We start from the raw sequence: 24,023 nt of genomic DNA, 5'->3' as shown, positions 1-24,023 counted from the left end.
GCCAGGGTGCTGTGGGCAGGGCCTGCGGCATCCTGGCTGTAGGTCTGGCTCATGGCTGGAGCATATCCAGTAGGGAAGGGATCAGTGCTGACGGCGAATGTTGCCGATCTGTCGCAGACTCAGGCCGTATTTGTCAGCCAACAAGCTACGCGAACAGCCATTGGCACTTTCTTGCAGGATTTGCAGGTTGCGAATCTGTCGCTGGAAATGATCCACCTTGGGGATTTCCAGGGCCATTCCGGAGAAGCGCTTGATCAGCGAATCCAGCGCATCGACGGGCAGTACGTCGATCAGGCGGGTACGTTCGCGGTGTTTGGGGATGTACTTGGGCCGACCGCCATAGGCTTGGGTCAGTTTGTAGGCATTTTCGATGCCGATGCACTCGATGAGCGACTGCAGTGACTCGGGAAGTTGATGGGTATCGATGTGGGACAGATCGGGCATATCCATGGGTGAGATCCTCAGATTGGGGTGGGCGCGGTAGGCATTCGGCACGTGGCGACGCGCTGAAATACCCCGGAACCTGGGCGAATTGTCGAACAGCATCTGAGGGGTCGCTAGGCGACAATCGGGCCGCCTCTCGTAGTCATTAAGGGGCCAAGTTCGCAGGCATCATAGTGCGCAGACGTAAGAAGATTCGCTTAGCAGGCCCGCTAAGCCCGATTTGTCGGGGTGGGATGTCAGTTCAAATTCAAATGCCTGATGCCACCCTCGAGCGACGGAACGAATCCATTCGACAAGGCAGCGTCCGCGCCGGCGCGGTATGATGCGCGCCACGTCCAATCTCCCTTTCACTCGATGCACCTGGAATTTTTTCGATGACACACATGCAGCGCCTGAAATACTCGATCCTGATTCTTGTGGTCATGTTGTGCCTGATGCTGGGCCTGTCCCACTTGCAGAAGCAGGGCACCATCAGCGAGCAAACCTTCCAATACCTGGCTATCGCCATTGCAGTCGTGGTCGTGGTGATCAACGGGATTCTGCGCCGCAAAGTCAGGCAGCGCTGATTCAAGGCCGGTCATTGCGCCCGGCCATAACGACCGTTATCGCTTTTCGAGTACCGCCAATGCGGGTGGGTTGAGGCTGTAGCACTTGTCGTCGCCCAAGGTGAGCACGCCTTCCACACACAAGCGCTTGAGCACCTCACGCACACTCAGGAACGACAACGGAATGTCCAGTTGCTCCAACTGTGCATGTACGCCACGCACACCGATACGGCGGCTTTGCTTGTCGGCCATATGCAAGGCGTCGATCACCTTCAGCCGGATCAGGCTGGTACGCAAGCCATAGACGCGCAGCAATTCGCGGATCTGTTCGTTGCCCAGGCGATCCTGGGCGGCCTGCGCCGTGCCGGCTGGGCCTATGCTCACCGGCTTGTTTTGTCCAGCACGCGGTATCGGGTTGTACATGTGCAGAATGCTCCCTTTCGTTTTCGATCCCAAATGTGTGCGCCTCAATGAAGTAAGACGAACGAGAACGCAAAAACTGCACCCAAGGTAAAAAAAAATGTGCCGGAGCGGTGCGATACCGTCTTCACGCCTGCACCTTCCCCAAGTAAATTTCTGCGTCCTTCGCTTCGTTTGATCGTGATGACCCTCGAATCGATCAGGAGCACTTGTGACCACACGTTCGCGCCCGCTGGCGTGCCTCAGTCTGTCAGCCGTCGTCCTCGCCGCCGTCGCTGCCCAAGCCCATGCCGCGCCTCTCGAGGCCAGCGCGCAGATTCGTCGCACCACATTCGACGTGCCGCATATCCTGGCCAAGGACGAGCGGGGCCTGGGCTATGGCATCGGTTACGCCTATGGTCAGGACAACCTGTGCCTTCTGGCCGACGAGGTGCTGACCGTGAGCGGCGAGCGGTCGCGCTATCACGGCAGCCAAGGCACGACCGTCGATCGGCGTAACAACCTCGACAGCGATCTGTTTTTCACTTGGCTCAATACGCCAGCCGCGGTCGACGAGTTCCTGCAGGCGCAACCCGCAGCCGTGCGCGCCTTGCTCGAAGGCTACGCCAGTGGTTACAACCGTGTGCTCGCCGAACGCCGCGTCCAAGGCCTGCCTAGTGAATGTGGCGACGGCGCGAGCGTGCGGCCTATCACCAGTCGCGACCTGATAAAGCTGACCCGCCGCCTGCTCGCCGAAGGCGGTGTCGGGCAGTTCGCCGAAGCGCTGGCCGGCGCCACGCCCCCCGGCCTGGCCAAGGCGCCCGCCGCTTCGCATTTCGCCAGCGCCCTGGCGCGCCAGCAACGCTTCGCCAGCGAGCGTGGCAGCAACGCCATCGCGGTCGGCGCGCAGCGCTCGGCGAACGGTCGCGGGTTGCTGCTGGCCAATCCGCACTTCCCCTGGATAGGCGGGTTGCGTTTCTATCAGATGCACCTGACCATCGCCGGCCAGCTCGACGTCATGGGCGCTGCATTGCCCGGACTGCCGCTGATCAACATCGGCTTCAACCCACACCTGGCCTGGACGCACACCGTCGACAGCTCCAAACACTTCACCCTCTACCGCTTGCAGCTCGACCCCAAGGACCCGACCCGTTACCTGCTCGACGGTGTGTCTCGACCTTTGCAGCGCCAGACGTTGACCGTCGCCGTCAAAGACGAGCAGGGCCGGCTCAACCCAGTACGCCGCGAAGTCTACAGCTCCGTCTTCGGGCCCATCGTGCAATGGCCTGGGCGCCTGGACTGGGACGGCCAGCACGCCTATAGCCTGCGCGATGCCAACCTGGCCAATACGCGAGTGCTGCAACAGTGGTACCAGATCAACCGTGCCGACAGCTTGGGCGCGCTGAAACGCTCTATCGGTGAAACCCAAGGCATCCCATGGGTCAACACCCTGGCGGTGGACGCTGGCGGCGAGGCGTTGTACCTGAATCAGTCGGTGGTGCCCTATGTCGACCAAGCGCTGCTGGCCACGTGCAGCGACCCGGCGGCGGCCGGTCAGCCACTGGTGGTGCTCGACGGCTCGCGCCAGGCCTGCGCATGGAAGATCGACGCGCAGGCAGCACAGCCGGGCATTTTCCCGGCCCAGCAACTGCCCAGCCTGCAACGGCGCGATTTCGTGCAGCACTCGAACGATTCGGCCTGGATGGCCAATCCCGCGCAACCGCTGACTGGCTTCTCGCCTGTGGTCAGCCGCGCCGAACATCCGCTGGGCCTGCGCAGCCGCTTTGCGCTCGAACGCCTGAAAGGGCAGGGCAAGCTCGACGCCGCTGCGTTGCGCGACCTGGTCCTGGACGACGAGGTGTACCTGGCGCAATTGCTGCGCCCCGATCTGCAACAGTGGTGCGCCACCGTGCAGAGCGATTTAGCGGCCCTGTGTGCCAGCCTGCAAGCCTGGGACGGCAAGGCCGACCTTGACAGCGGGTTGGGCTGGATCCACTTCCAGAACCTGTTCGCCGATCTCACCAACCATCCTGAACTGTGGCGGGTGCCATTCGACCCTGCCGATCCGCAGCACACGCCGCGCGGTCTGGCAGTCGAGCAGGCGGCGGTACGCACCCATTTGCGCGAGGCGGCGTTGGCATCGTTGCAAAAGGTTCGCGAGGCGGGTATCGCCGACAACGCGCAGTGGGGGCAAATCCAGCAGTCTGCCGCGGGCACCCCGGTGGCGGGAGGGCCGCAGGCCCTTGGGGTGTACAACTCGATGGTCAGCGTGCCGGTGGCGCCGGGTAAGCGGCGGGTGGTGAGCGGCACGAGCTACTTGCAGGTGGTGAGCTTCACCGCGCAAGGGCCGCAGGCCCAGGGGTTGCTGGCGTTCTCGTTGTCCAGCGAATCGGCTTCGCCGCATTACGACGACCAGACCCGCGCCTTCGCCGCGCGCCAGTTGGCGCCACTGCCGTTCAGCCAAGCGCAGATCGAAGCCGATCCCCAGTACCGGGTCTATAGCATCAGTGAGGCCGACGAGGCCCAACGGACGCGCTAGGCGCGGTCCGCAGGCGGCTGCTCGATAGGGAAGCTGTCCAGCTGCAGGCCGTGTTCGTCGGCTTGCAGCACCCAGCCGCTGCGGTCCCAGTCGCCCAGCACGATGCGCCGTGCCGGCTGGCCTTCGACCAGCAGCTCATGGACCGCCGGGCGATGGGTGTGGCCATGGATCAGCGTACGCACGCCATGGGCCGCCATCTGCCGCGGTACTTCGTCGAGGGTGACGTCGACGATGTCGCTGGCTTTCATGCGCGTTTGCGCACGGCTTTCGCTGCGCAGCTTGCGCGCCAGCTTGTGCCGGGTGGACAGCGGCAGGTGACGCAACAGCCAGAGCGTCAGCGGGTTGCGCAGGTAGCGGCGCAGTTTCATGTAGGCCACGTCTTGCGTGCACAGGGTATCGCCGTGCATCAGCAGCACCGGTTCGCCGCCCAGTTCCACCACGCATGGATCGGGCAACAGGGTGCAGCCGGCGGCCTTGCAGAAAGCCTTGCCGATGAGGAAGTCGCGGTTGCCGTGCATCAGCAGCACCTGGGTGCCGCTGTCGCTCAGTTGGCGCAGGGCTAGACAGATCGAGCGCTGGAAAGGCGTCATGGCGTCGTCGCCGATCCAGGCTTCGAAGAAGTCGCCCAGGATGTACAGCGCCTCGGCCTGCCGCGCACGGCCCGAGAGCAGATCGAGAAACGCCCGAGTGATGTCCGGGCGTTGTTCTTGCAAGTGCAGATCGGAGATCAGCAGTATCACTCAACGATCTCGGCTTTCTCGATCACGACCGCGTCTTTCGGTACGTCCTGGTGGCCAGCGGCGGAACCGGTGGCAACCTTCTCGATGGCGTCTACCACTTCACGGCCTTCGATCACTTCGCCGAACACTGCGTAACCCCAGCCTTGGGTGTTCTTGCCGCTGTGGTTGAGGAAGTCGTTGTCGGAGGCGTTGATGAAGAACTGCGCGGAGGCCGAGTGCGGGTCCATGGTGCGGGCCATGGCGATGCTGTACTTCTGGTTCTTCAAGCCGTTGTCGGCTTCGTTCTGGATGCTGGCGCGGGTTTTCTTCTGGCTCATGTCAGCCGAGAAGCCGCCGCCCTGGATCATGAAACCTTTGATCACGCGGTGGAAGATGGTGCCGTCGAAGTGGCCTTCCTTGACGTACTGCACGAAGTTCTCGACGGTCTGCGGGGCTTTCTCGGCGTTCAGTTGCAGGACGATGTCGCCGTGGTTGGTGCTCAGTTTGACTTTGGACATGCGGGAACTCGCTTTTTGAGGCATGTGGAAATGGGCGCTGCGCCAGGCGCATGCGCTTACCTGACGAGGGATGGGACCTGCGCGACACATCGAAGGTGCCGCGCCTGGGCCTGACCGAGACAAATCACACGGGATTGCCGTGTTCGGCTGTCAGCCCCTTGACTGCATCGGCTATGATAGGCGTTTTGATTCGATCGGCCTACCCGGCCCGACACGTGCATTCAAGGATCCTATGAGCAAGCCCACCGCCGACCACGCGCCCAACGCTGCCGCCAAAGGCGCTCCCGTAGCCCCAGCGAACTTCCTGCGGCCCATCGTCCAGGCCGATCTGGACGCCGGCAAGCACGCCAGCATCGTCACCCGTTTCCCGCCAGAGCCCAACGGTTACCTGCACATCGGCCACGCCAAGTCGATCTGCGTCAACTTCGGCCTGGCCGAGGAGTTCGGCGGCGCGTGCCACCTGCGCTTCGACGATACCAACCCGGCCAAGGAAGACCAGGAATACATCGACGCCATCCAGCGCGACGTCAAGTGGCTGGGCTTCGAATGGGCCGGCAAGGTGCGCTATGCCTCCGACTACTTCGGCCAGCTGCACGAGTGGGCAGTCGAACTGATCAAGCGTGGCAAGGCCTATGTCTGCGACTTGACCCCCGAACAAGCCAAGGAGTACCGCGGCAACCTGGTCGAGCCGGGCAAGAACAGCCCGTTCCGCGAGCGCAGCGTCGAGGAGAACCTCGACCTGTTCGCGCGCATGAAGGCCGGTGAGTTCAAGGATGGCGAGCGCGTGCTGCGCGCCAAGATCGACATGGCCTCGCCGAACATGAACCTGCGCGACCCGATCCTCTATCGCATTCGCCATGCGCACCATCACCAGACGGGCGACGCCTGGTGCATCTACCCTAACTACGACTTCACCCATGGCCAGTCCGATGCCATCGAAGGCATCACACACTCCATCTGCACCCTGGAGTTCGAAGGCCATCGCCCGCTGTACGATTGGTTCCTGGAGAACCTGCCGGTGCCGGCGCGCCCGCGCCAGTACGAGTTCAGCCGCCTGAACCTGAACTACACCATCACCTCCAAGCGCAAGCTCAAGCAGCTGGTCGACGAAAAGCACGTCGAGGGCTGGGACGACCCGCGCATGTCGACGCTGTCGGGCTACCGCCGCCGCGGCTTCACCCCGGCGTCGATCCGCAACTTCTGCGACATGATCGGCACCAACCGCTCCGATGGCGTGGTCGACATGTCGATGCTCGAGTTCAGCATCCGCGACGACCTCGACCGCACCGCACCGCGCGCCATGTGCGTGCTGCGCCCGCTGAAGGTGGTCATCACCAACTACCCCGAGGGCCAGGTCGAGCAACTGGAGCTGGCGCGCCACCCCAAGGAAGACATGGGCGTGCGCACGCTGCCATTCGCCCGCGAGCTGTACATCGATCGGGACGACTACATGGAAACCCCGCCCAAGGGCTACAAGCGCCTGGAACCGGCCGGTGAAGTGCGTCTGCGCGGCAGCTACGTGATCCGCGCCGACGAAGCGATCAAGGATGCCGACGGCAACATCGTCGAGCTGCGCTGCTCGTACGACCCGGACACCCTCGGCAAGAACCCCGAAGGGCGCAAGGTCAAGGGCGTGATCCATTGGGTGCCGGCCGCGGCCAGCGTCGAGTGCGAAGTGCGCCTGTACGACCGCCTGTTCCGCTCGGCCAATCCTGAAAAGACCGAAGACGGCGGCACCTTCCTCGACAACATCAACCCCGACTCGCTGCAAGTGCTCAGCGGTTGCCGTGCCGAGCCGTCGCTGGCCCAGGCCCAGCCCGAAGATCGCTTCCAGTTCGAGCGCGAAGGTTATTTCTGCGCCGACCTCAAGGACAGCCAGCAGGGCCGTCCCGTGTTCAACCGCACCGTCACCCTGCGTGACTCCTGGGGCAGCTGAGGAACCGTCGTGCTTACCGTCTACAACACCCTGAGCAAGCAGAAAGAAGTCTTCAAACCGCTCGACGGCAACAATGTGCGCATGTACGTGTGCGGCATGACCGTGTACGACTACTGCCACCTGGGCCACGGCCGCAGCATGGTGGCCTTCGACCTGGTCACGCGCTGGCTGCGCAAGAGCGGCTACGCGCTGACCTACGTGCGCAACATCACCGACATCGACGACAAGATCATCAACCGCGCCAACCAGAACGGCGAGCGTTTCGATGAGCTGACCGCGCGCATGATCGACGCCATGCACGAGGACGAACGCCGTCTCAACATCCTGCCGCCGGACCAGGAGCCGCGTGCCACCGACCATATCCCCGGCATGCACGCGATGATCCAGACCCTGATCGACAAGGGCTATGCCTATGCACCGGGCAACGGTGACGTGTACTACCGCGTCGGCAAGTTCGTCGGCTACGGCAAGCTGTCGCGGCGCAAGGTCGAGGACCTGCGCATCGGCGCACGCATCGAGGTCGGCGAAGCCAAGCAGGACCCGCTCGACTTCGTGCTGTGGAAGGGCGTCAAGCCTGGCGAGCCGAGCTGGGATTCGCCGTGGGGGCCGGGCCGTCCGGGCTGGCACATCGAGTGCTCGGTAATGTCGACCTGCTGCCTGGGCGAGAGCTTCGACATCCACGGCGGCGGCAGCGACCTGGAATTCCCGCACCACGAGAACGAGATCGCCCAGAGCGAGGCGGCCACCGGCAAGCCGTACGCCAACGCCTGGATGCACTGCGGCATGATCCGCATCAATGGCGAGAAGATGTCCAAGTCCTTGAACAACTTCTTCACCATCCGCGACGTGCTCGACAAGTACCACCCCGAGGTGGTGCGCTACCTGCTGGTCGCCAGCCACTACCGCAGCGCGATCAACTATTCCGAAGACAGCCTGCGTGACGCCAAGGCTGCTCTGGAGCGGTTCTACCATGCGCTGCGCGGGCTGCCGCGGGTGGCGCCGGCCGGTGGCGAGGCGTTCGTCGAACGTTTCACTCAGGCGATGAACGACGATTTCGGCACGCCCGAAGCCTGCGCCGTGTTGTTCGACCTGGTGCGCGAAATCAACCGTCTGCGCGAGAGCGGCCCTGAGGCAGCCGCTGGGCTGGCCGGGCGTCTGCGCGAGCTGGGCGACGTGCTGGGTGTGCTGCAGCTCGAGGCCGACGATTTTCTGCGCGCAGGCGCCGAAGGCAAGGTCGACGCCGCCGAAGTGGAAGCGCTGATCCAGGCGCGCCTGCAAGCGCGCAGCGAGAGGAACTGGGCCGAGTCGGACCGCATTCGCGACCAGATCACGGCCATGGGCGTGGTATTGGAAGACAGCAAAGGCACTACGACCTGGCGTCTGGCGGACTGATCGACAGGTCGTGAAGGCGGGCCCCATCGCAAGGATCGCCGGCCCGCCGTGCCGCTGACGCGCTTCGCCCAAGAGCATCCTGTGCGGTTGGCCACGCCCGGCCAGCTGCACACGCCCGGCGGCGCCCCATCATTTCCCTTTTTTCGGCCCCGAATCTCCAGGGGCTGCAAGCCTTAGAAGGTATTCGCAATGGTAAAAGCGCGACCGCGCCCGGCGGTGAATGGGGTGGCCTCGGCCGATCGGGTGCTCACTGTCCTGACGGCCTTCCAAATGGGTGACACGGCGCTGAGCCTGGTGGACCTCGCCGAGCGCACTGGACTGATCAAGAGCACCATCATGCGTTTGATGGTGTCGCTCGAAACCCACGGTTTCATCACGCGTATGGCCGACGGCCGCTATCAGTTGGCCAGCGAGGTGATGCGCCTCAACGCCGTCTACCAGGAAGCGCTGGATCTGGAAAGGCACGTGATGCCCAGGCTGCACCACCTGTCGCAACAGACGGGCGAAACGGCCTCCTTCTATGTCCGGCACGGTGCCTACCGGATGTGCCAGTACCGGGTCAATTCGCCTCACAGCCTGCGCCTGAATCTGCAGCCCGGCGACATGCGTCCCATGGACGAAGCCGCAGGCGCGCAGGCGCTGAGGGCCGGTTATGCGGCCGGTATGGCGCTCGACAGGCCCTATTATTCCCGCGGCGCCACCGACCCGCATGCCGCTTCGATGGCCTTGCCCATCTATGGCGCCCAGCAAGAGCTGATGGGGGCGTTGGTCATATCGGGTCCGGCCAGTCGCCTCACGGAAGAGACGGCGCACACCTTGCGCGAGGTGTTTTTCCACACCGCACGCGATCTGATGCGCAGTTTGGGCTGTAAGACCGAGGAGGGCGCAGCGTCCGTGAAGTGACGCTGCGAGTGGGTTCGGGCTCAGCGGCTGCTGGCCTGCATGCGACCTTGCCGACGCCAGCTCCGTGCACGCGGGGCCAGGCAATCGGCTGGGGTCGGCGGGTATGCATCGGTTCCTGCCCGTGCAGCGGTTGGGCAGGAACCATGTGCGAGCGCGTTACTTGGCCACGGCCGCTTGGGCCGCCTGGGTCTGTTCCTGCTGACGCTTGCGCCCGATGATCAGCACCAGCACGCCTGCCAAGGCGCACAGCGCAGCCAGCGGCATGAGCGCGATGGCATAGCTGCCAGTGGCGTCGTGGATGGCGCCGTAGGCGTTGACCATCAGGCCGCCGCCGATCAGATTGGCCAAGGCACCGACGGCCGCCAGGCCCGCCGCTGCCGTCGAGGACGACAGCCAGCCCGACACCAGCGCCCAGAACGGACCTTTCATGGAGTAGGCGCCGATCAGCACCATGCTCAGCATCAGCACGGTAGCGGGCAGGGACGAGGTGAAGAGGGTCATCAGCAGGCCAGCCGCGATCAGCAGCATGGTCATCGCCGTATGCCAGCGACGTTCACCAGTGCGGTCGGAGCTGCGGCCCCAGATCACCATCATCACCGACGCCAGGCCATAGGGGATGGCATTGACCAGGCCGATCTCCATCGAACTGAGCCCAAAGGTCTTCAGCAGTTGCGGCGCCCACACGCTCATGGTGCTGCCGGCAGCCGACGCGCCCGAGTAGATCAGGGCCAGCAACCAGATGTCCTTGTGCCGCAGCAGTTTCCACAGCGAGATGTGGCCGATCGCAGTTTTCTTCGCCGACTCGTCGGCCAGGCGCCGGATCAGCCAGCCACGCTGCTCGTCGGTGAGCCATGTGGCCTGCTCGGGACGATCGGTCAGCACGAACAGGCAAGCGACGCCGAGCAGTACGGCTGGAATGCCTTCGATGATGAACAGCCAGTGCCAACCGCGCATGCCCAGCCAACCGTCGAGGCTCAACAGCAGGCCGGAAAGCGGCGAACCGATGAAGTTGGCCGCCGGGATCGCGACCATGAAGATCGCCACCATGCGTGCGCGGTAGGCGGCGGGTAGCCAGTAGGTGAGGTAGAGCAGTACGCCCGGGAAGAAGCCGGCTTCGGCCGCACCGAGCAGGAAGCGCATGACGTACAGCGAGTTGGCGCCGCCCACGAAGGCGGTACCGGCGGAGATGATGCCCCAGGTGATCATGATCCGAGCGATCCAGATGCGCGCGCCGTAGCGCTGCATGGCCAGGTTGCTCGGCACCTCGACCAGGAAGTAGGCGAAGAAGAACAGGCTGCTGGCGAAACCGAAGACCTTGGCGGTGAGGCCAAGGTCTTCGTTCATCTGCAAAGAAGCCATGCCGATGTTGCCACGGTCGATGATGGCGATCAGATAGCAGACGATCAGGAACGGCAGGATACGCCAGGCGACGCGACGCATGGTGGCGCGTTCAAGTTCGCTGACGGGTGTTGTGGTCGCAGTCATAGAGCGCTCCAATTGTTATTTTTTCTGGAGTTACGCGGATCTGGGTGGGGCTTTTTGCGGCAAAGCCCGGCCGTATGGCGAGAGGCTAGTTGTCCAGCAGGTGGCGGTTGACCACGCAGCGCGGGTCGAGCGGCTCGCCTGCCCAGGCCGCGAACACCTGCTGCAGCGCGAGCAGGCCTACGCGGTCCCGTGCGGCCGAAGTGTTGGCGCCGATGTGCGGCGTGGCGACCAAGGTCGGCAGGCTCCACAGCGGGCTGTCGGCCGGCGGCGGCTCCGGTTCGAAGGTGTCCAGCCCGGCGCCGGCAAGCTGGCCCGAGCGCAGGGCCTCGACCAGTGCTGCGGTGTCCACCAGCTCGCCACGGGCCGTGTTGATGAGGATGCTGCCAGGGCGCATGCGGGCGAACTGAGCGGCGCCCATGAGGTGGCGGTTGGTCTCGGTCAGGGGGCAATGGAGGCTGATGATATCGCTTTCGCCGAGCAGTCGGTCGAAATCGGTTTCCCGTTCGACGTGAGCACGTTCAGGCAATTGTCGCAGGAACGGGTCGTAGACCTTGACCTTCATCTGCAAAGGCGCCACCAGGTCCATCAGCACACTGCCGATCGAGCCGAGGCCGACCAGCCCGAGCGTCTTGCCGAACAGCTCCACGCCGTTGGCCGAGGCTTTGTCCCAGTGCCCGGCACGCATGCGCGCGTCGAGCGATGCCGTTTGCCGCGCCACGCTGAAGAGCAGGGCGAAGGCATGTTCGGCGACCGACTGCGCGTTGGCCCCGGCCGCGATGGTCACGGGGATGCCACGCGCGGCGGCGGCCTGGATGTCGATGGTGTTGTAACCCACGCCGTGCTTGGCGACCACCTTGAGGTTGGCAGAGGCGGCGATCATCGACTCGCTCAGTTCGCCCTGGCGGACGATGATCGCGTCGGGCTGCTCGGCGCGAATGATCGCTTCTAGCTCGGCAGCGGGCAGGTAGGGCGTCGTGGGAATCACACGCACGCCCTGGTCAGCGGCCAGGCGCATGGCGTCGGGTGCGAGTTCGGGTCCGGTCAGCAGAACGGTTTTGGTCGTGCTCATGATGTATGCCTTGTTCTTGTGATTGGAGCATCTGCGCCACGCGCTGTGGCGGGTTGAGCAAACACTAACCATATTGAAATGGCGTTGCAATAACCAAAATAGAAACCTGTTGCCGCTGGGTAAAGGAAAGCTTCAGAAGCATTGCAATGGAATAAATGAAATGCCATTCTGAAAAAACAAAAAACGAGCGGACTTGCCGCTCACCTATGACCCCAGCAAGAGGTTGGCCACATGAGCATTGGATTCAGAGTTCTGCAGCGTGCCCGCAAAGTCGACGCCGAATGGGTCGCCCGCTACCGTGACGTGCCAGTGGCCAATGTCAGCGATTCAATGAACCGCATGACCGCCGGCGGCGCACGCATCCGCCCCATGCACCGCGCTGGTGTGCTGGCGGGTGCGGCATTGACGGTCAAGGCGCGTCCGGGCGACAACCTGATGCTGCATTACGCCCTGGACATCGCCGAACCCGGCGACGTGGTGGTGGTGGATGCCGGCGGTGACCTGTCCAATGCCCTGATCGGCGAGATGATGGTCGCTTACGCCATCAAGCGGGGCGTGGCCGGAATCGTCATCAATGGCGCGATCCGCGATGCTGGCACTCTCGGCGCCGGTGATTTTCCGTTGTTCGCGGCCGGCATTTCGCATCGCGGCCCTTACAAGGACGGTCCAGGCGAGATCAACGTACCCATCGCCATCGACGGCATGGTGATCGAGCCCGGTGATTTGATCATCGGTGACGACGACGGCCTGTTGTGCGTCCCGTTCGATCAGGTGGGCGAGGTGTACGACCGTGCCGCAGCCAAGCATGCGGCCGAACAGAAACAACTCGACCAGATCGCCCAGGGCACCAATGACCGGACCTGGGTCCTGGCCTCACTGAAAGCCAAAGGCTGCCTGTTGCCTTGACCTGCGCGCAGTTGCGCGGCTGGGCCGAGCGGTCGCCGTACCCACAGGAGTAGCGCTTTGCCCGATCCACACCGCGTCCCCGTACGCGCCTGGCCCGCCCCCGTGCGGGCTTTGGCGCATCCAGCCTTCCAGGTCTATTTCACCGGCCAAGCGGTGTCGACCCTGGGCAAGTGGGTGCAGCAGGTCGCCCTGGCCTGGCTGGCCTACCACCTGACCGATTCCCCAGCGCTGCTCGGCGTGATCGCTTTCGTCACCCTGGCGCCGCAGTTGCTGATCGGCCCCATCGCCGGCGCCTGGACCGACCGCCATGACAAGCGCCGCCTGCTGATCGCGGTGCAGACATTGCTGGCCCTGCAGTCACTGGCCCTGGCCGGCTTGGCCTATGCCCACCTGTTGAATGCGTCGAGCCTGGTCGGCATGGCCTTGCTGCTGGGCCTGCTCAACGCTTTCGAGACGCCGCTGCGCCAGGCGTTGATCGGCAGCTTCGTCGCCGACCCGGCCGACCTGCCCAATGCCTTGGTACTCAACGCCATGCTGATCAACGCGGCACGCTTCGTCGGCCCGCCGCTGGCCGGCGCGCTGATCGCTTGGGCGGGCGAAGCCTTGTGCTTCCTGCTCACGGCGCTGGCGTTTTCCGCGCTGCTGGTGGGCCTGATCAAGGTGCGCGGCAGCCCTGCCAGCAAAGCCAGCGGCTCGACCCGAGAGGTCATCCGCGAAGGCCTGCGCTACCTGTGGTGCACGCTCGATGTGCGGCAGCTGATGGTCAGCGTGGTGGTGGTCAATGTCCTGGCCTCGTGCTACACGGCGCTGCTGCCGGTGCTGGCCAAGTCGGTGTACCAGGGGGATGCACGGACTCTGGGCTGGCTGTGGGGCGGTGCCGGCGCAGGGGCATTCGTCGCCACACTGGTGCTGGCAGTCAGCGGTTCGTCATCGCGCCTGCGTACGTTCATCACCGCGGGTGCCGTGCTTTGCGCGGCCGGTCTGCTGGGTCTGGCGGCACCTGGGCCGTTGCCGGTGGCACTGGTGGCACTGGGCGCACTGGGGTTCGGCATCACGGTGAGCAACGTCAGTACCAACATGCAATTGCAGAGCGGCGCACCGAGCGCTTTGCGCGGCAGGGTGGTGTCGTTCTACATCGCCTTGCGTTTCGGTTTCGAAGCGATCGGTGGTCTGCTGGCGGGCGCTGTGGCCGCCCACGTCGGCGCGTCGCTGACCCTGGGGCTTGCCGGCGGGGTGTTGCTGCTGGTGACGCTCGCGCGTGAAATCGCCAGGCGGCGCCGCTAGCGCACCAGAGCAATGGCTAGGGCAGGGTGGCGTGCGCCTCGGAGGCCAACCGTCAAACCCTATGCGAGGGTAATGCACGGCCTTGGCAGCTGCGCTGGCAGCGCCGTGCATCAGGCACGGCCAGCAAGGCCGGCCGTACCGCCCACCCAGCCTTCAGACCCGGAACTGATCCATCAACCCCTGCTGCTGGTTCGCCAGCTGGTTCAGCGACTGGCTGACCCGCGCCGATTCGTTGGCCTGCCCCGACAGCGACTCGGTCACGTCACGGATGGTGGCGATGTTGCTGTTGATCTCTTCGGCCACAGCGCTTTGCTCTTCCGCAGCGCTGGCGATTTGCAGGTTCATGTCAGTGATGACCGACACCGCATGGCCGATCCGTTGCAGCGCAGCCGCGGCGGCAGACACCTGTTCCACGCCCCCTTGAGCCTGCTGATGGCCGCCTTGCATGGCGCCGACCACCTCCTGGGTGCCGGCTTGCAGGGCTTCGATCACCTGGCGCGTTTCCTCGACCGACTCCTGGGTCCGTCGGGCCAGGTTGCGCACCTCGTCGGCCACCACGGCGAAGCCGCGACCCGCTTCGCCCGCGCGGGCCGCTTCGATGGCGGCGTTGAGGGCGAGCAGGTTGGTCTGTTCGGCAATCGAGCGGATTACTTCGAGCACCGAACCGATCTTGTCGCTGTTCTGTGCCAAGCCCGCTACTTGGGCCATGGCCGTACTCATGTCGGCGGCCAGGTGGTCGATGCTTTGCGTGGTGCGTTCGATCACCGTCAAGCCTTCGCGGGTAGCCTGGTCGGCGTCGCGTGCCGCTTGCGCCGCCTGGGCCGCACTACGGGCGACATCCTGGGCGGTGGCGCTCATTTCGTGGGACGCCGTGGCAGCCTGATCGACTTGACGGTACTGCTGTTCCATACCCGCGCTGGTCTGGCTGGCGATGGCTGCCGATTGGTCGGCGGTGCCGCGTGCGGCCTGCACCGACGCCTTCACCTCGGCGATGGTCGGTTGCAGCTTGTCGAGGAAACGGTTGAACCAGCCGGCCAGCTCGCCCAGTTCGTCGCGCTTGTCGTAGGTCAGGCGGCGGGTGAGGTCGCCTTCGCCGCTGGCGATGTCCTTGAGCATGGCCGCCACACCCAGAATCGGCCGAGTCACACCGCGCGCCAGCAGCCAGACCAACAACAGGCCGGCGATGGCCGCGGCGATGCCAAGAGCCAGTTGCAGCAGCATGCCTTCACGGTTGAGGGTGTCGAGCTCGCTTTTCAGGGTTTCAGCAGGCGCTGTCAACACGCTCTTGGGCAAGTCCAGCAACACGCCCCAGCGTTTGCTGCCGGGCACCGGTTCGAAGCTGGTCAGCACCTTGAGCCGGTGCTCGTGTTCGACCACCTGCTGCGCCTGGCCCTGGCCGAGGGTGCGCACCAGCTCCGCGCCCTGGGCCGGGTCGACCTGCTCATAGCGCTGCGCGAGCTTGCTGGCGTCGGCGCTGTAGCCGGCCAGCAACCCAGCGGGGCTGAGAATGCCGACGGTGGTGCGGCCCTCGTAGAGGCCGGCGCTGGCGCGTTCGCTGATGGCTTGCAGACTGTTGAGGTTGATGTCGGTGGACAACGTACCGATGGCTTTGCCGTTCTCCATCAGCGGGAAGACGATGCTGGTCATCAGCACCTGCTGGCCGTCGATGGCATAGAAATAGGGTTCGCTGATGCACACCTTGCCCGTGCTACGTGGGCAGACCCACCAGGTGTTGGCCGGCTCGCCGCTCGGGCCGATGCTGGTGTCGGCCATGTCCCGCTCGGGCAGGGCCATGGCCGTGAGCTGGCCAGGACGCGGTTGCGACCAGTACAACGCGAAGCGGCCGTCGGCGTTGCTGCCCAGGGCCCCCTGACCGGCGAACTGGCTGTCTTGGCGGTCGAGGGCGTTAGGCTCGAAGACCAGCGAGAACCCGAGCAGGTCAGGGTTGCCTTGCAAGGCCTTGTGTACCTGGTCGGTCAGGTCCTGGCGCAGGTCGCGGGCGTCGAACTGACGCTTGCGCGCCTGCTCGCGCACGAACATCACCTGGCGCGCGACGCCGGCGCCGTACTGATAGGCGTCCATGAACTGACGGCGCACGTTCAGGCCCTGGGCCTCACTCTGCGCTTCCAGCCGCGCCTGGGCGACCTTGCCCAGCATCTGCATGCTGCTGGCTTCGACCAGGCCGGCGCTGGCGTTCATGCGATACAGCGATAGGCCGACCAGCAACGTGACGATGCTGGCCAGGCACAAGCCGGCCAGCAGGGTGATCTTCCATTGGATGGACAATTGACGCAGCGGCATGAGGCACTCTCTTGGAATCGGTTCTAGTTCTGGACGACACCACCCGCGTAATCCCGTGGCGCTGCCACGCACTCCTGCCCAGCCGCCTCGAATGGAGGCGCGCCCTGCAAGCGCCCGGCTTGATCCCTCCAGCCTGGCGTCGGCCCGCGGGTCCGTCGTTGGTTTCCTGGGCTCGCAACTGCATCGGCGGCGCGCGTTTTTTCTTTATCCGAGCGTTCAAGAAAAACCTGGCGAGCGTGCGAGACGTGGGCTGCGTCGCTTTGACAAGCGGGCAGGGCTGCTTCAGAGTGTGCGCCCTCCAAGAACAACCATCCTTTCGTACCGGCCTTGCCTTGGGCAGCCTGGCGCCGGTGCGCTCGCTTTCGTCTGTCGCAACGAGGTACTCGAAGAAATGAATGCAGTCATTGCCGCGGTCGGCGTCATGCTGATCCTGAGCCTGTCCCGTGTGCACGTGGTCATCGCGTTGATCATCGGCGCCCTGACCGGTGGGCTCGTCGGAGGGCTGGGCATCGAAGGCACGCTGCTAGCCTTCAACACTGGCCTGGGCGGCGGCGCGACGGTGGCGTTGTCCTACGCCTTGCTCGGCGCGTTCGCCGTAGCCATTGCCAAGTCAGGCCTCGCCCACGCGTTGGCCGACCGCGCGCTGGCGATGTTCGACCGCCAGGGGCAGGCCGAAGGCGGCAAGGTCAAGTGGCTGCTGATTGGGCTGCTGCTGGTGGTGTCGGTGGCATCGCAAAACATCCTGCCGATCCACATCGCCTTCATTCCGCTGCTGGTGCCGCCGCTGTTGTACGTGCTGACGCGCCTGCGCATCGACCGGCGAATGATCGCCTGCGTGATCACCTTCGGTTTGATCACGCCGTACATCTTCCTGCCGGTGGGCTTCGGCCACATCTTCCTCAACCAGATCCTGCTGGCCAACGTCAGCCGCGCCGGGGTCGACGTCAGTGGCATCAACGTCACCCACGCCATGGCCCTGCCTGCGGCCGGCATGCTCTTCGGCCTGCTGGTGGCGGTGTTCGTCAGCTACCGGCGCAAGCGCGACTACGACCTGGCGCGTATCGAGCAGGTCGAACAGGTCAGCGTGCAGTACAACCCGCTGACCTTGCTGGTGGCCGGGCTGGCCATCCTGGCGGCGTTCGTCGTGCAGCTGTGGCTGGATTCGATGATCATCGGCGCGATGGTCGGCTTTCTGATCTTTTCGCTGTCGGGCATCGTGCGCTGGAAAGACACCGACGACCTCTTCACCGAAGGCATGAAGATGATGGCCATGATTGGCTTCATCCTGATTTCCTCGTCGGGCTTTGCCGAAGTGATCAAAAGCACCGGCGAAGTGAAGTCGTTGGTCGAGGCCGCGGCGCAGTGGATCGACCACAGCAAGGGCATCGGCGCGCTGTTGATGCTGTTGGTGGGGTTGCTGGTGACCATGGGCATCGGCTCGTCGTTCTCGACCGTGCCGATCCTGGCGGCGATCTTCGTGCCGCTGTGCCTGCAACTGGGCTTCGACCCGCTGGCCACGGTGTGCATCGTCGGTACGGCAGGGGCGTTGGGCGACGCCGGTTCCCCTGCCTCGGACTCGACCCTGGGGCCGACCTCGGGCCTGAACGTCGACGGCCAGCACCATCACATCTGGGATACCGTGGTACCGACCTTCCTGCATTACAACCTGCCGTTGCTGGGCTTCGGCTGGATCGCGGCGATGGTGCTGTAAGGCTCAACCGCGCGGTGGTGGCAGGGCGATGCGGTTGAGCACGGTGCCGCCATCCTTGCTGCGGGTCAGGTAGACCGGCAGCACCTTGGGCAACATGGCCACCAGGCGCTCGACCTCGCCGGTGTTGTACACGCCGCTGATGCGGATCTTGCCGGTGCTGTCGTCGGCGACGCGCAGCGGCTTGTCCAGATAACGGCTGATGATGGGCAGGGCCTGTTGCAGGCTGAGGTCGTCCAGCACCAGCTTGCCGCTACGCCAGGCCAGGCTGCGTTCGTAGTCGTCGTCCTGGGCCAGTTGCGGCTCGAAGTCGCCCTTGCGGTAGGTGGCCTGCATGCCAGGGCTGAGGCGATAGCCGCTGTCGCCATCGCTGCTGACCAGCACCGAGCCCTGTACCAACGTGACCTTGACCTGATCCTGATACTTCCACACGTTGAATTGCGTGCCGGTGACGCGGGTTTGACCGCGCCCGGCCTGCACGATGAACGGGTGCTCGCTGTCGTGGGCTACCTCGAAGAAGGCTTCGCCTTCGACCAGGACCACCTTGCGCTGGTCTTTGAAGTTGAAGTACCGCAACTCGGTGTGCAGGTTCAGCTCGACCTGGCTGCCGTCGCTCAACTGCACCGTCTGGCGGGCGGCGCCACTGCTCAAGTGCTGGTAGCTGTTGGGCAGCAGCCCTTGCTCCCAGCCGAACCAGCCGGCAACGGGCAGTGCCAGCAGTGCGCAGGCGAATGCGGGCGCGAAGCGACGCAGGCGATAGCGCAGCGGCGGACGACGGTAGGGCGGGTTGTAGACCACGTGCGTATGGCGGCGCGGCACATGCTCGACGTTCTGCCAGATCGCGCCGATGGCCTTGTACTCCTCGACGTGCCGTGGATCGGCCGCCAACCACTGTGCGAACGCCTGGCGTTCGGCTTCGGTGCAGTCGTCGGCATGCAGGCGCATGCACCAGTGCGCGGCGGCATCGGTAATCGCATCGGGGTCACTGGGTGGCAGGCGTTCGTGGTTCATCGGCGCTCCGGGTTTTGCGCATTCTAACCCCGACGGCCCCTGTGCGAGAACCGGGATAATGGCGAACCACTATCAGATGCGATTTTTCTGCTGGTTTGCTGGACCGGTTGCTGCCCACTGCCAGCTTGCATGGCAGCCGAAATGGAGGGTGCCTGCGCGATGCGCAGGCGAACGGTTGCATACAGTACTCGTAGTCATCAGGGCCCGAACACAGCGGCCCCTTCGAACCTTGTCGTAGGGGCATCGCCATTAGACGCGCCCTTTGGCATTCAGCGGGTGCTGGCCACCACCGTCGGCTCCCAGCCTCCGCCCAGGGCTTTGTAGATGTCGACGATGCCCTGGTACAGCTCGACCTCGCCTTGAGCTTGCGCATCCTCGGCCGCCAGACGTTCGCGCTCGGCATCGAGCAGCACCAGATAATCGACACTGCCTTCGCGATAGCGTATCGAGGCCAGCTCCGCAGCCTTGCGGCTGGCCTCGCTCTGGCGCACCAGGGCGCGCAGCCGCTGCTGACGCTTGCCGTAATCGCTGAAGGCATTGGCCGACTCCTCCAAGGCCAGCAGCACCTGCTGCTCGTAGCTGGCCAGCGCGCCCTCGGCGTCGGCCTTGGCGCCGCGCAGGCGGGCGCGCACGCTGCCCAGGTCGAACGCCGCCCATTGGATGCTCGGCCCCAAGGCCCAGGCATTGGCTGCGGCGCTGCCCAGTTGCGAACCTCGCCCGGCGGTGAAGCCAAGGAAGCCGCTGAGGCTGACCCGTGGGAACAGATCGGCGGTGGCCACGCCGACCGAGGCCGTGGCGGCGGCCAGTTCGCGCTCGGCGCGGCGGATGTCCGGGCGCCGGCGCAGCAGCTCGCCGGGGTCGCCCACCGGCAGGGCCTTGGCGATCGCCGGCAGAGCACTGGGCGAGAGGTCGACGTTCAGCGCATCGGCGCGCTGGCCGAGCAGGGTGGCGATGCGGTTGCGCGCCCGTGCCTGCTGCGCTTGCAATTGCGGCACCGTCGCTTCGACGCCGGCCAGGCGCGCCTCGGCGCGCATCACGTCCAGCTCATTGCCCACGCCGGCATCGCGCAGCCGCTCGGTGAGCGAGCGCGACTGGCGTTGGTTGTCGAGGTTATCGGTGGCGATGCGTTCGCGCAGTTGGGCACCGCGCAGTTGGCCGTAAGCATCGACCAGCTCCGCAATCAGGCTGACCTGCAGCTGTTGCACGTCGGCGGCCGCAGCATCCTCACGGGCCTGACTGGCTTCGATCTGCCGTTGGATGCGGCCGAACAGGTCGAGCTCCCAGGCCATGTCCAGGCCCAGGTCATAGCGCTCGATGTTGACTCGATCGTCGGTCTGCCCCGGAATCTGGCTTTTGCCCAGCTCGCTGCTGGCGCGGCTGGTGACCGTGGGTACGCGGTCCAGGCTGTCTTCTTCACGCAGTGCGCGCGCGGCCTTGAGCCGGGCGAACGCCACGCGCAAGTCGCGGTTGCCGGCCAGCGAGGCACTGACCAACTGGTTCAGCACCGGGTCGTCGAACTGCCGCCACCAGGCGCTCTCGAAGCGCGCGCGGTCCAGGCGCTGGCCTTGCAGTTGTGCGTCCAGCTGCGCCGGCACGGTATCCGGCGCGTGGTAGTCAGGGCCCACCGCACAGGCCGCCAGGGCCAATGCCAGCAGGCTCGGGGTCAGGGCTTTGAGCAGGTTCATGGCTGGCTCTCCAAGGCGGCGGGGCGAACGGCGGCCTTGCGCGCCTCGCGACGTTCGACGAAACGGCGGATCAGGAAGAAGAACACCGGGGTCAGGAACAGGCCGAACAGCGTCACGCCGATCATCCCCGAGAACACCGCCACACCCATGGCATGGCGCATTTCGGCACCGGCGCCGGACGACAGCACCAGCGGCACCACGCCCATGATGAAGGCGATCGAGGTCATCAGGATCGGCCGCAGGCGCAAGCGGCAGGCTTCCAGTACGGCCGCCAGCGGGTCGAGGCCTTCGGCTTGCTTGTCCTTGGCGAATTCGACGATGAGGATGGCGTTCTTGCACGCCAGGCCCACCAGTACGATCAGGCCGATCTGGGTGAAGATGTTGTTGTCGCTACCGGCCAGCATCACCCCGGTAATGGCCGACAGCAGCGTCATCGGCACGATCAGGATCACCGCCAGCGGCAGGCTCCAGCTTTCGTACTGGGCCGCCAGCACCAGGAACGCCAGCAGCACGCAGAGCGGGAACACCAAGAGTGCGGTGTTGCCCGAGAGGATCTGCTGGTAGGTCAGGTCGGTCCATTCGAACACCATGCCGTTGGGCAACTCCTGATTGAGCAGCCGCTCGATCGCCGCTTCCGCTTGGCCGGAGCTGTAGCCGGGGGCTGCGGCGCCGTTGATCTCGGCGGTGATGAAGCCGTTGTAATGCATCACCCGGTCGGGGCCGGAGGTGTCGCTGACCTTGAGGAAGCTCGCCAGCGGGACCATCTCGCCACGGTCGTTGCGTACCTTGAGCTGGCCGATCTGCTCGGCATCGAGGCGGAACTGCTGCTCGGCCTGGACGTTGACCTGGTAGGTGCGGCCGAAACGGTTGAAGTCGTTGGCGTACAGCGAGCCCAGGTAGATCTGCAAGGTGTCGAAGATGTCGTTGATCGCCACGCCATGGGTCTTGGCTTTCTCACGGTCGATGGCGGCATCGACCTGCGGCACGTTGACCTGGTAGCTGGTGAACAGCCCGGCCAGTTCCGGCACGTCATGGCTCTTGGCGATGATGTTCTGGGTTTCGCGGTACAGCGCTTCGTAGCCCAGGTTGCCGCGGTCTTCGATCTGCAGGCGGAAGCCGCCGATGGTGCCCAAGCCCTGGACCGGTGGCGGTGGGAAGATGGCGATGTAGGCGTCTTCGATGTCGGCGAACTGGGCGTTGAGCGCGGCGGCGATGGCGGCGGCCGACTGGCTCGGGTCCTTGCGTTCGTCGAAGGGCTTCAGCGGCGTGAACACCACACCGCTGTTGGGGCTGTTGGTGAAGCCGTTGATCGACAGGCCCGGGAAGGCCACCGAATCGGATACACCCGGTTGCTTCAAGGCGATTTCGCTCATGCGCTTGATCACCGCTTCCGTCCGGTCCAGGCTCGCCGCATCCGGCAGTTGCGCGAAGGCCACCAGGTATTGCTTGTCCTGCGCAGGCACGAAACCGGTGGGCGTCGAGGCGAAGCCCAGGTAGGTCAGGGCCATCAGCCCGGCATAGACGAACAGCGCGATGCCGCTGGAGCGGATGACCCGGCCTACGCCTGCCACGTAGCGCAGCGAGGCGCGCTCGAAGAAGCGGTTGAACGGGGCGAACAGCCAGCCGCCGAGCAGGCGCTCCAGCAGACGCGAGAAACGGTCCTTCGGCGCGTGGTGGTCCTTGAGCAGCACCGCGGCCAGGGCCGGCGACAGCGTCAGCGAGTTGAAGGCCGAGATCACCGTGGAAATGGCGATGGTCAGGGCGAACTGCTTGTAGAACTGGCCCGTCAGCCCGGAAATGAACGCTGCCGGCACGAACACCGCGCACAGCACCAGCGCCGTGGCGACGATGGGGCCTGTGACCTCGCTCATGGCTTTCTGCGTGGCCTCCATGGGCTTGAGACCCAGGCCGATGTTGCGCTCGACGTTCTCCACCACCACGATGGCATCGTCCACCACGATGCCGATGGCCAGCACCAGGCCGAACAACGACAGCGCATTGAGCGAGAAGCCGAACAGGTGCATCACGGCAAAGGTGCCGATCAGCGACACTGGCACTGCCAGCAGCGGAATGATCGAAGCGCGCCAGGTCTGCAGGAACAGGATCACCACCAGGACCACCAGGATCAGCGCTTCGAACAGGGTGTGCACCACCGCTTCGATGGAGCCGCGCACGAACACCGTTGGGTCGTAGACGATGCTGTAGTCCATGCCCTCGGGGAAATCTTTCTTCAGCTCGGCCATCTTCGCCCGCACCTCGTCGGAGATGTCGATGGCGTTGGAGCCTGGGCGCTGGAAGATCGGAATGGCCACGGCCGGTTGGTTGTTCAGCAGCGAACGCAGGGCGTACTGGCTCGAACCCAGCTCGACGCGGGCGACGTCTTTGAGGCGCGTGATCTCGCCATTGGTGCCGGCGCGCACCACGATGTTCTCGAACTCCTCTTCGGTGACCAGGCGGCCTTGGGTATTGATCGACAGCTGGAAGCTGGTCGCCCCGGGTGCGGGCGGCGCACCGAGCTGGCCGGCGGCGACCTGACGGTTCTGCTCGCGGATGGCGGTGACCACGTCGCTGGCGGTCAGGTTGCGCGAGGCGGTCTTGTTCGGGTCGAGCCAGACCCGCAGCGAATAGTCGCCCATGCCGAACAGCTGCACGTCGCCGATGCCGTTCAGCCGCGCCAGCTCGTCCTTGACGTTGAGGATGGCGTAGTTGGACAGGTAGAGCATGTCGTAGCGCTGGTCGGGCGAAGTCAGGTGCACGACCATGGTCAGGTCGGGCGAGGCCTTGTCGACGGTGATGCCGATGCGCGTCACTTCCTCGGGCAGCTTGGGCTGGGTGCGGGTCACGCGGTTCTGCACCTGCACCTGGGCATTGTCCAGGTCGGTGCCCAGGGCGAAGGTGATGGTCAGGGTCAGCTTGCCGTCGGCGGTGGACTGCGAGGACATGTACAGCATGTTCTCGACCCCGGTGATGGCTTGCTCCAAGGGCGACGCCACGGTTTCACCGATGACCTTGGGGTTGGCGCCGGGGAAGTTGGCGCGCACCACGACGGTCGGCGGCACCACTTCGGGGTATTCGCTGATCGGTAGCTGGAACAGCGCGATGCTGCCGGCGATCAGTAGGATCAACGACAGCACTGCGGCGAAGATCGGCCGAGTGATGAAAAAGCGCGAGAAGTTCAT

General features: G+C 64.9%; 18 protein-coding genes. 8 read left to right on the top strand and 10 right to left on the bottom strand.

Features of this window, described 5'->3' with window-relative positions; translation table 11 throughout:
- Nucleotides 1-81: 81 nt before the first annotated feature.
- Nucleotides 82-450 (bottom strand): transcriptional regulator, encoded by a 369-nt coding sequence (locus ACSMEV_RS14325; RefSeq protein ID WP_459205743.1) that lies wholly within the window; start codon nt 448-450, stop codon nt 82-84.
- Nucleotides 451-818: 368 nt separating this feature from the next.
- On the opposite strand from ACSMEV_RS14325, the gene ACSMEV_RS14320 reads away from it, so the two are divergent.
- A complete protein-coding gene (locus ACSMEV_RS14320) occupies nt 819-1,010 on the top strand; it encodes a hypothetical protein (protein WP_313741115.1) in 192 nt (63 codons plus the stop codon).
- A 36-nt stretch (nt 1,011-1,046) separates the two neighbouring features.
- Here ACSMEV_RS14320 and ACSMEV_RS14315 read toward each other — a convergent pair whose 3' ends face one another.
- Entirely contained in the window at nt 1,047-1,412 is a 366-nt protein-coding gene (locus ACSMEV_RS14315; RefSeq protein ID WP_459205742.1) for a fe2+ zn2+ uptake regulation protein, read from the bottom strand.
- 208 nt (nt 1,413-1,620) lie between these two features.
- Here ACSMEV_RS14315 and pvdQ point away from each other — a divergent pair, with 208 nt between their 5' ends.
- Entirely contained in the window at nt 1,621-3,927 is a 2,307-nt protein-coding gene (pvdQ, locus tag ACSMEV_RS14310) for a bifunctional acylase PvdQ (RefSeq protein ID WP_459205741.1), read from the top strand.
- Here the strand turns inward: pvdQ and lpxH are convergent.
- On the bottom strand, nt 3,924-4,667 hold the full coding sequence (gene lpxH, locus ACSMEV_RS14305; protein WP_459205740.1) for a UDP-2,3-diacylglucosamine diphosphatase: 744 nt from the start codon (nt 4,665-4,667) through the stop codon (nt 3,924-3,926). The genes pvdQ and lpxH overlap by 4 nt on opposite strands.
- Nucleotides 4,664-5,164 (bottom strand): peptidylprolyl isomerase, encoded by a 501-nt coding sequence (locus ACSMEV_RS14300; RefSeq protein ID WP_459205739.1) that lies wholly within the window; start codon nt 5,162-5,164, stop codon nt 4,664-4,666. Before ACSMEV_RS14300 ends, lpxH begins: the two co-directional genes overlap by 4 nt.
- A 232-nt stretch (nt 5,165-5,396) precedes the next feature.
- On the opposite strand from ACSMEV_RS14300, the gene ACSMEV_RS14295 reads away from it, so the two are divergent.
- The 3 genes from ACSMEV_RS14295 to ACSMEV_RS14285 all read left to right on the top strand — a co-directional run bounded on the left by ACSMEV_RS14295 (nt 5,397) and on the right by ACSMEV_RS14285 (nt 9,395).
- Nucleotides 5,397-7,100 (top strand): glutamine--tRNA ligase/YqeY domain fusion protein, encoded by a 1,704-nt coding sequence (locus ACSMEV_RS14295; protein WP_459205738.1) that lies wholly within the window; start codon nt 5,397-5,399, stop codon nt 7,098-7,100.
- A 9-nt stretch (nt 7,101-7,109) separates the two neighbouring features.
- Nucleotides 7,110-8,492: a cysteine--tRNA ligase gene (cysS, locus tag ACSMEV_RS14290; protein ID WP_459205737.1), complete on the top strand. Its 1,383-nt coding sequence runs from the start codon at nt 7,110-7,112 to the stop codon at nt 8,490-8,492.
- Between the two features lie 189 nt (nt 8,493-8,681).
- Nucleotides 8,682-9,395, top strand: a complete 714-nt coding sequence (locus ACSMEV_RS14285; RefSeq protein WP_459205736.1) for an IclR family transcriptional regulator — start codon at nt 8,682-8,684, stop codon at nt 9,393-9,395.
- A gap of 156 nt (nt 9,396-9,551) precedes the next feature.
- Here the strand turns inward: ACSMEV_RS14285 and ACSMEV_RS14280 are convergent, their stop codons facing one another.
- Together ACSMEV_RS14280 and ACSMEV_RS14275 are read right to left on the bottom strand one after the other, a co-directional pair.
- Nucleotides 9,552-10,880: an MFS transporter gene (locus ACSMEV_RS14280; RefSeq protein WP_459205735.1), complete on the bottom strand. Its 1,329-nt coding sequence runs from the start codon at nt 10,878-10,880 to the stop codon at nt 9,552-9,554.
- An 85-nt stretch (nt 10,881-10,965) separates the two neighbouring features.
- Nucleotides 10,966-11,949: a hydroxyacid dehydrogenase gene (locus ACSMEV_RS14275; protein WP_459205734.1), complete on the bottom strand. Its 984-nt coding sequence runs from the start codon at nt 11,947-11,949 to the stop codon at nt 10,966-10,968.
- A gap of 231 nt (nt 11,950-12,180) precedes the next feature.
- Between ACSMEV_RS14275 and ACSMEV_RS14270 the strand changes: the two genes are divergently transcribed.
- Nucleotides 12,181-12,855, top strand: coding sequence for an RraA family protein (locus tag ACSMEV_RS14270; protein ID WP_459205733.1), 675 nt, complete (start codon nt 12,181-12,183; stop codon nt 12,853-12,855).
- Nucleotides 12,856-12,957: 102 nt separating this feature from the next.
- The gene (locus ACSMEV_RS14265; RefSeq protein WP_459208352.1) at nt 12,958-14,139 is read left to right on the top strand and encodes an MFS transporter; all 1,182 of its coding nucleotides are present in this window, start codon (nt 12,958-12,960) and stop codon (nt 14,137-14,139) included.
- Nucleotides 14,140-14,292: 153 nt separating this feature from the next.
- Here the strand turns inward: ACSMEV_RS14265 and ACSMEV_RS14260 are convergent, their stop codons facing one another.
- Nucleotides 14,293-16,440 (bottom strand): methyl-accepting chemotaxis protein, encoded by a 2,148-nt coding sequence (locus ACSMEV_RS14260; protein WP_459205732.1) that lies wholly within the window; start codon nt 16,438-16,440, stop codon nt 14,293-14,295.
- Nucleotides 16,441-16,831: 391 nt separating this feature from the next.
- Here ACSMEV_RS14260 and ACSMEV_RS14255 point away from each other — a divergent pair, with 391 nt between their 5' ends.
- Complete coding sequence (locus ACSMEV_RS14255; protein WP_459205731.1) at nt 16,832-18,151, top strand: Na+/H+ antiporter family protein; 1,320 nt, start codon at nt 16,832-16,834, stop codon at nt 18,149-18,151.
- Nucleotides 18,152-18,154: 3 nt separating this feature from the next.
- Here ACSMEV_RS14255 and ACSMEV_RS14250 read toward each other — a convergent pair whose 3' ends face one another.
- From ACSMEV_RS14250 to ACSMEV_RS14240, 3 genes are all read right to left on the bottom strand, one after another.
- Nucleotides 18,155-19,159 carry a FecR family protein gene (locus ACSMEV_RS14250; protein ID WP_459205730.1) on the bottom strand — a complete coding sequence of 335 codons (1,005 nt, stop codon included), beginning with the start codon at nt 19,157-19,159 and terminating at the stop codon, nt 18,155-18,157.
- 269 nt (nt 19,160-19,428) lie between these two features.
- Nucleotides 19,429-20,844 carry an efflux transporter outer membrane subunit gene (locus tag ACSMEV_RS14245; protein WP_459205729.1) on the bottom strand — a complete coding sequence of 472 codons (1,416 nt, stop codon included), beginning with the start codon at nt 20,842-20,844 and terminating at the stop codon, nt 19,429-19,431.
- Complete coding sequence (locus ACSMEV_RS14240; RefSeq protein WP_459205728.1) at nt 20,841-24,023, bottom strand: efflux RND transporter permease subunit; 3,183 nt, start codon at nt 24,021-24,023, stop codon at nt 20,841-20,843. The genes ACSMEV_RS14245 and ACSMEV_RS14240 overlap by 4 nt, the downstream gene beginning before the upstream one ends.

Source organism: Pseudomonas sp. MLB6B (assembly GCF_054508135.1).
Note: the sequence above shows the minus strand (reverse complement) of the source record. Positions and strands in the feature narration are given on the sequence as shown.

Coding starts and splice junctions, on each gene's coding strand:
- ACSMEV_RS14260 (WP_459205732.1), bottom strand. CDS start 16,440: ATGCCGCTGCGTCAATTGTCCATCCAATGGAAGATCACCCTGCTGGCC.
- ACSMEV_RS14325 (WP_459205743.1), bottom strand. CDS start 450: ATGGATATGCCCGATCTGTCCCACATCGATACCCATCAACTTCCCGAG.
- ACSMEV_RS14280 (WP_459205735.1), bottom strand. CDS start 10,880: ATGACTGCGACCACAACACCCGTCAGCGAACTTGAACGCGCCACCATG.
- ACSMEV_RS14320 (WP_313741115.1), top strand. CDS start 819: ATGACACACATGCAGCGCCTGAAATACTCGATCCTGATTCTTGTGGTC.
- ACSMEV_RS14250 (WP_459205730.1), bottom strand. CDS start 19,159: ATGAACCACGAACGCCTGCCACCCAGTGACCCCGATGCGATTACCGAT.
- ACSMEV_RS14275 (WP_459205734.1), bottom strand. CDS start 11,949: ATGAGCACGACCAAAACCGTTCTGCTGACCGGACCCGAACTCGCACCC.
- ACSMEV_RS14245 (WP_459205729.1), bottom strand. CDS start 20,844: ATGAACCTGCTCAAAGCCCTGACCCCGAGCCTGCTGGCATTGGCCCTG.
- ACSMEV_RS14315 (WP_459205742.1), bottom strand. CDS start 1,412: ATGTACAACCCGATACCGCGTGCTGGACAAAACAAGCCGGTGAGCATA.
- ACSMEV_RS14300 (WP_459205739.1), bottom strand. CDS start 5,164: ATGTCCAAAGTCAAACTGAGCACCAACCACGGCGACATCGTCCTGCAA.
- ACSMEV_RS14295 (WP_459205738.1), top strand. CDS start 5,397: ATGAGCAAGCCCACCGCCGACCACGCGCCCAACGCTGCCGCCAAAGGC.
- ACSMEV_RS14255 (WP_459205731.1), top strand. CDS start 16,832: ATGAATGCAGTCATTGCCGCGGTCGGCGTCATGCTGATCCTGAGCCTG.
- ACSMEV_RS14240 (WP_459205728.1), bottom strand. CDS start 24,023: ATGAACTTCTCGCGCTTTTTCATCACTCGGCCGATCTTCGCCGCAGTG.
- ACSMEV_RS14270 (WP_459205733.1), top strand. CDS start 12,181: ATGAGCATTGGATTCAGAGTTCTGCAGCGTGCCCGCAAAGTCGACGCC.
- ACSMEV_RS14285 (WP_459205736.1), top strand. CDS start 8,682: ATGGTAAAAGCGCGACCGCGCCCGGCGGTGAATGGGGTGGCCTCGGCC.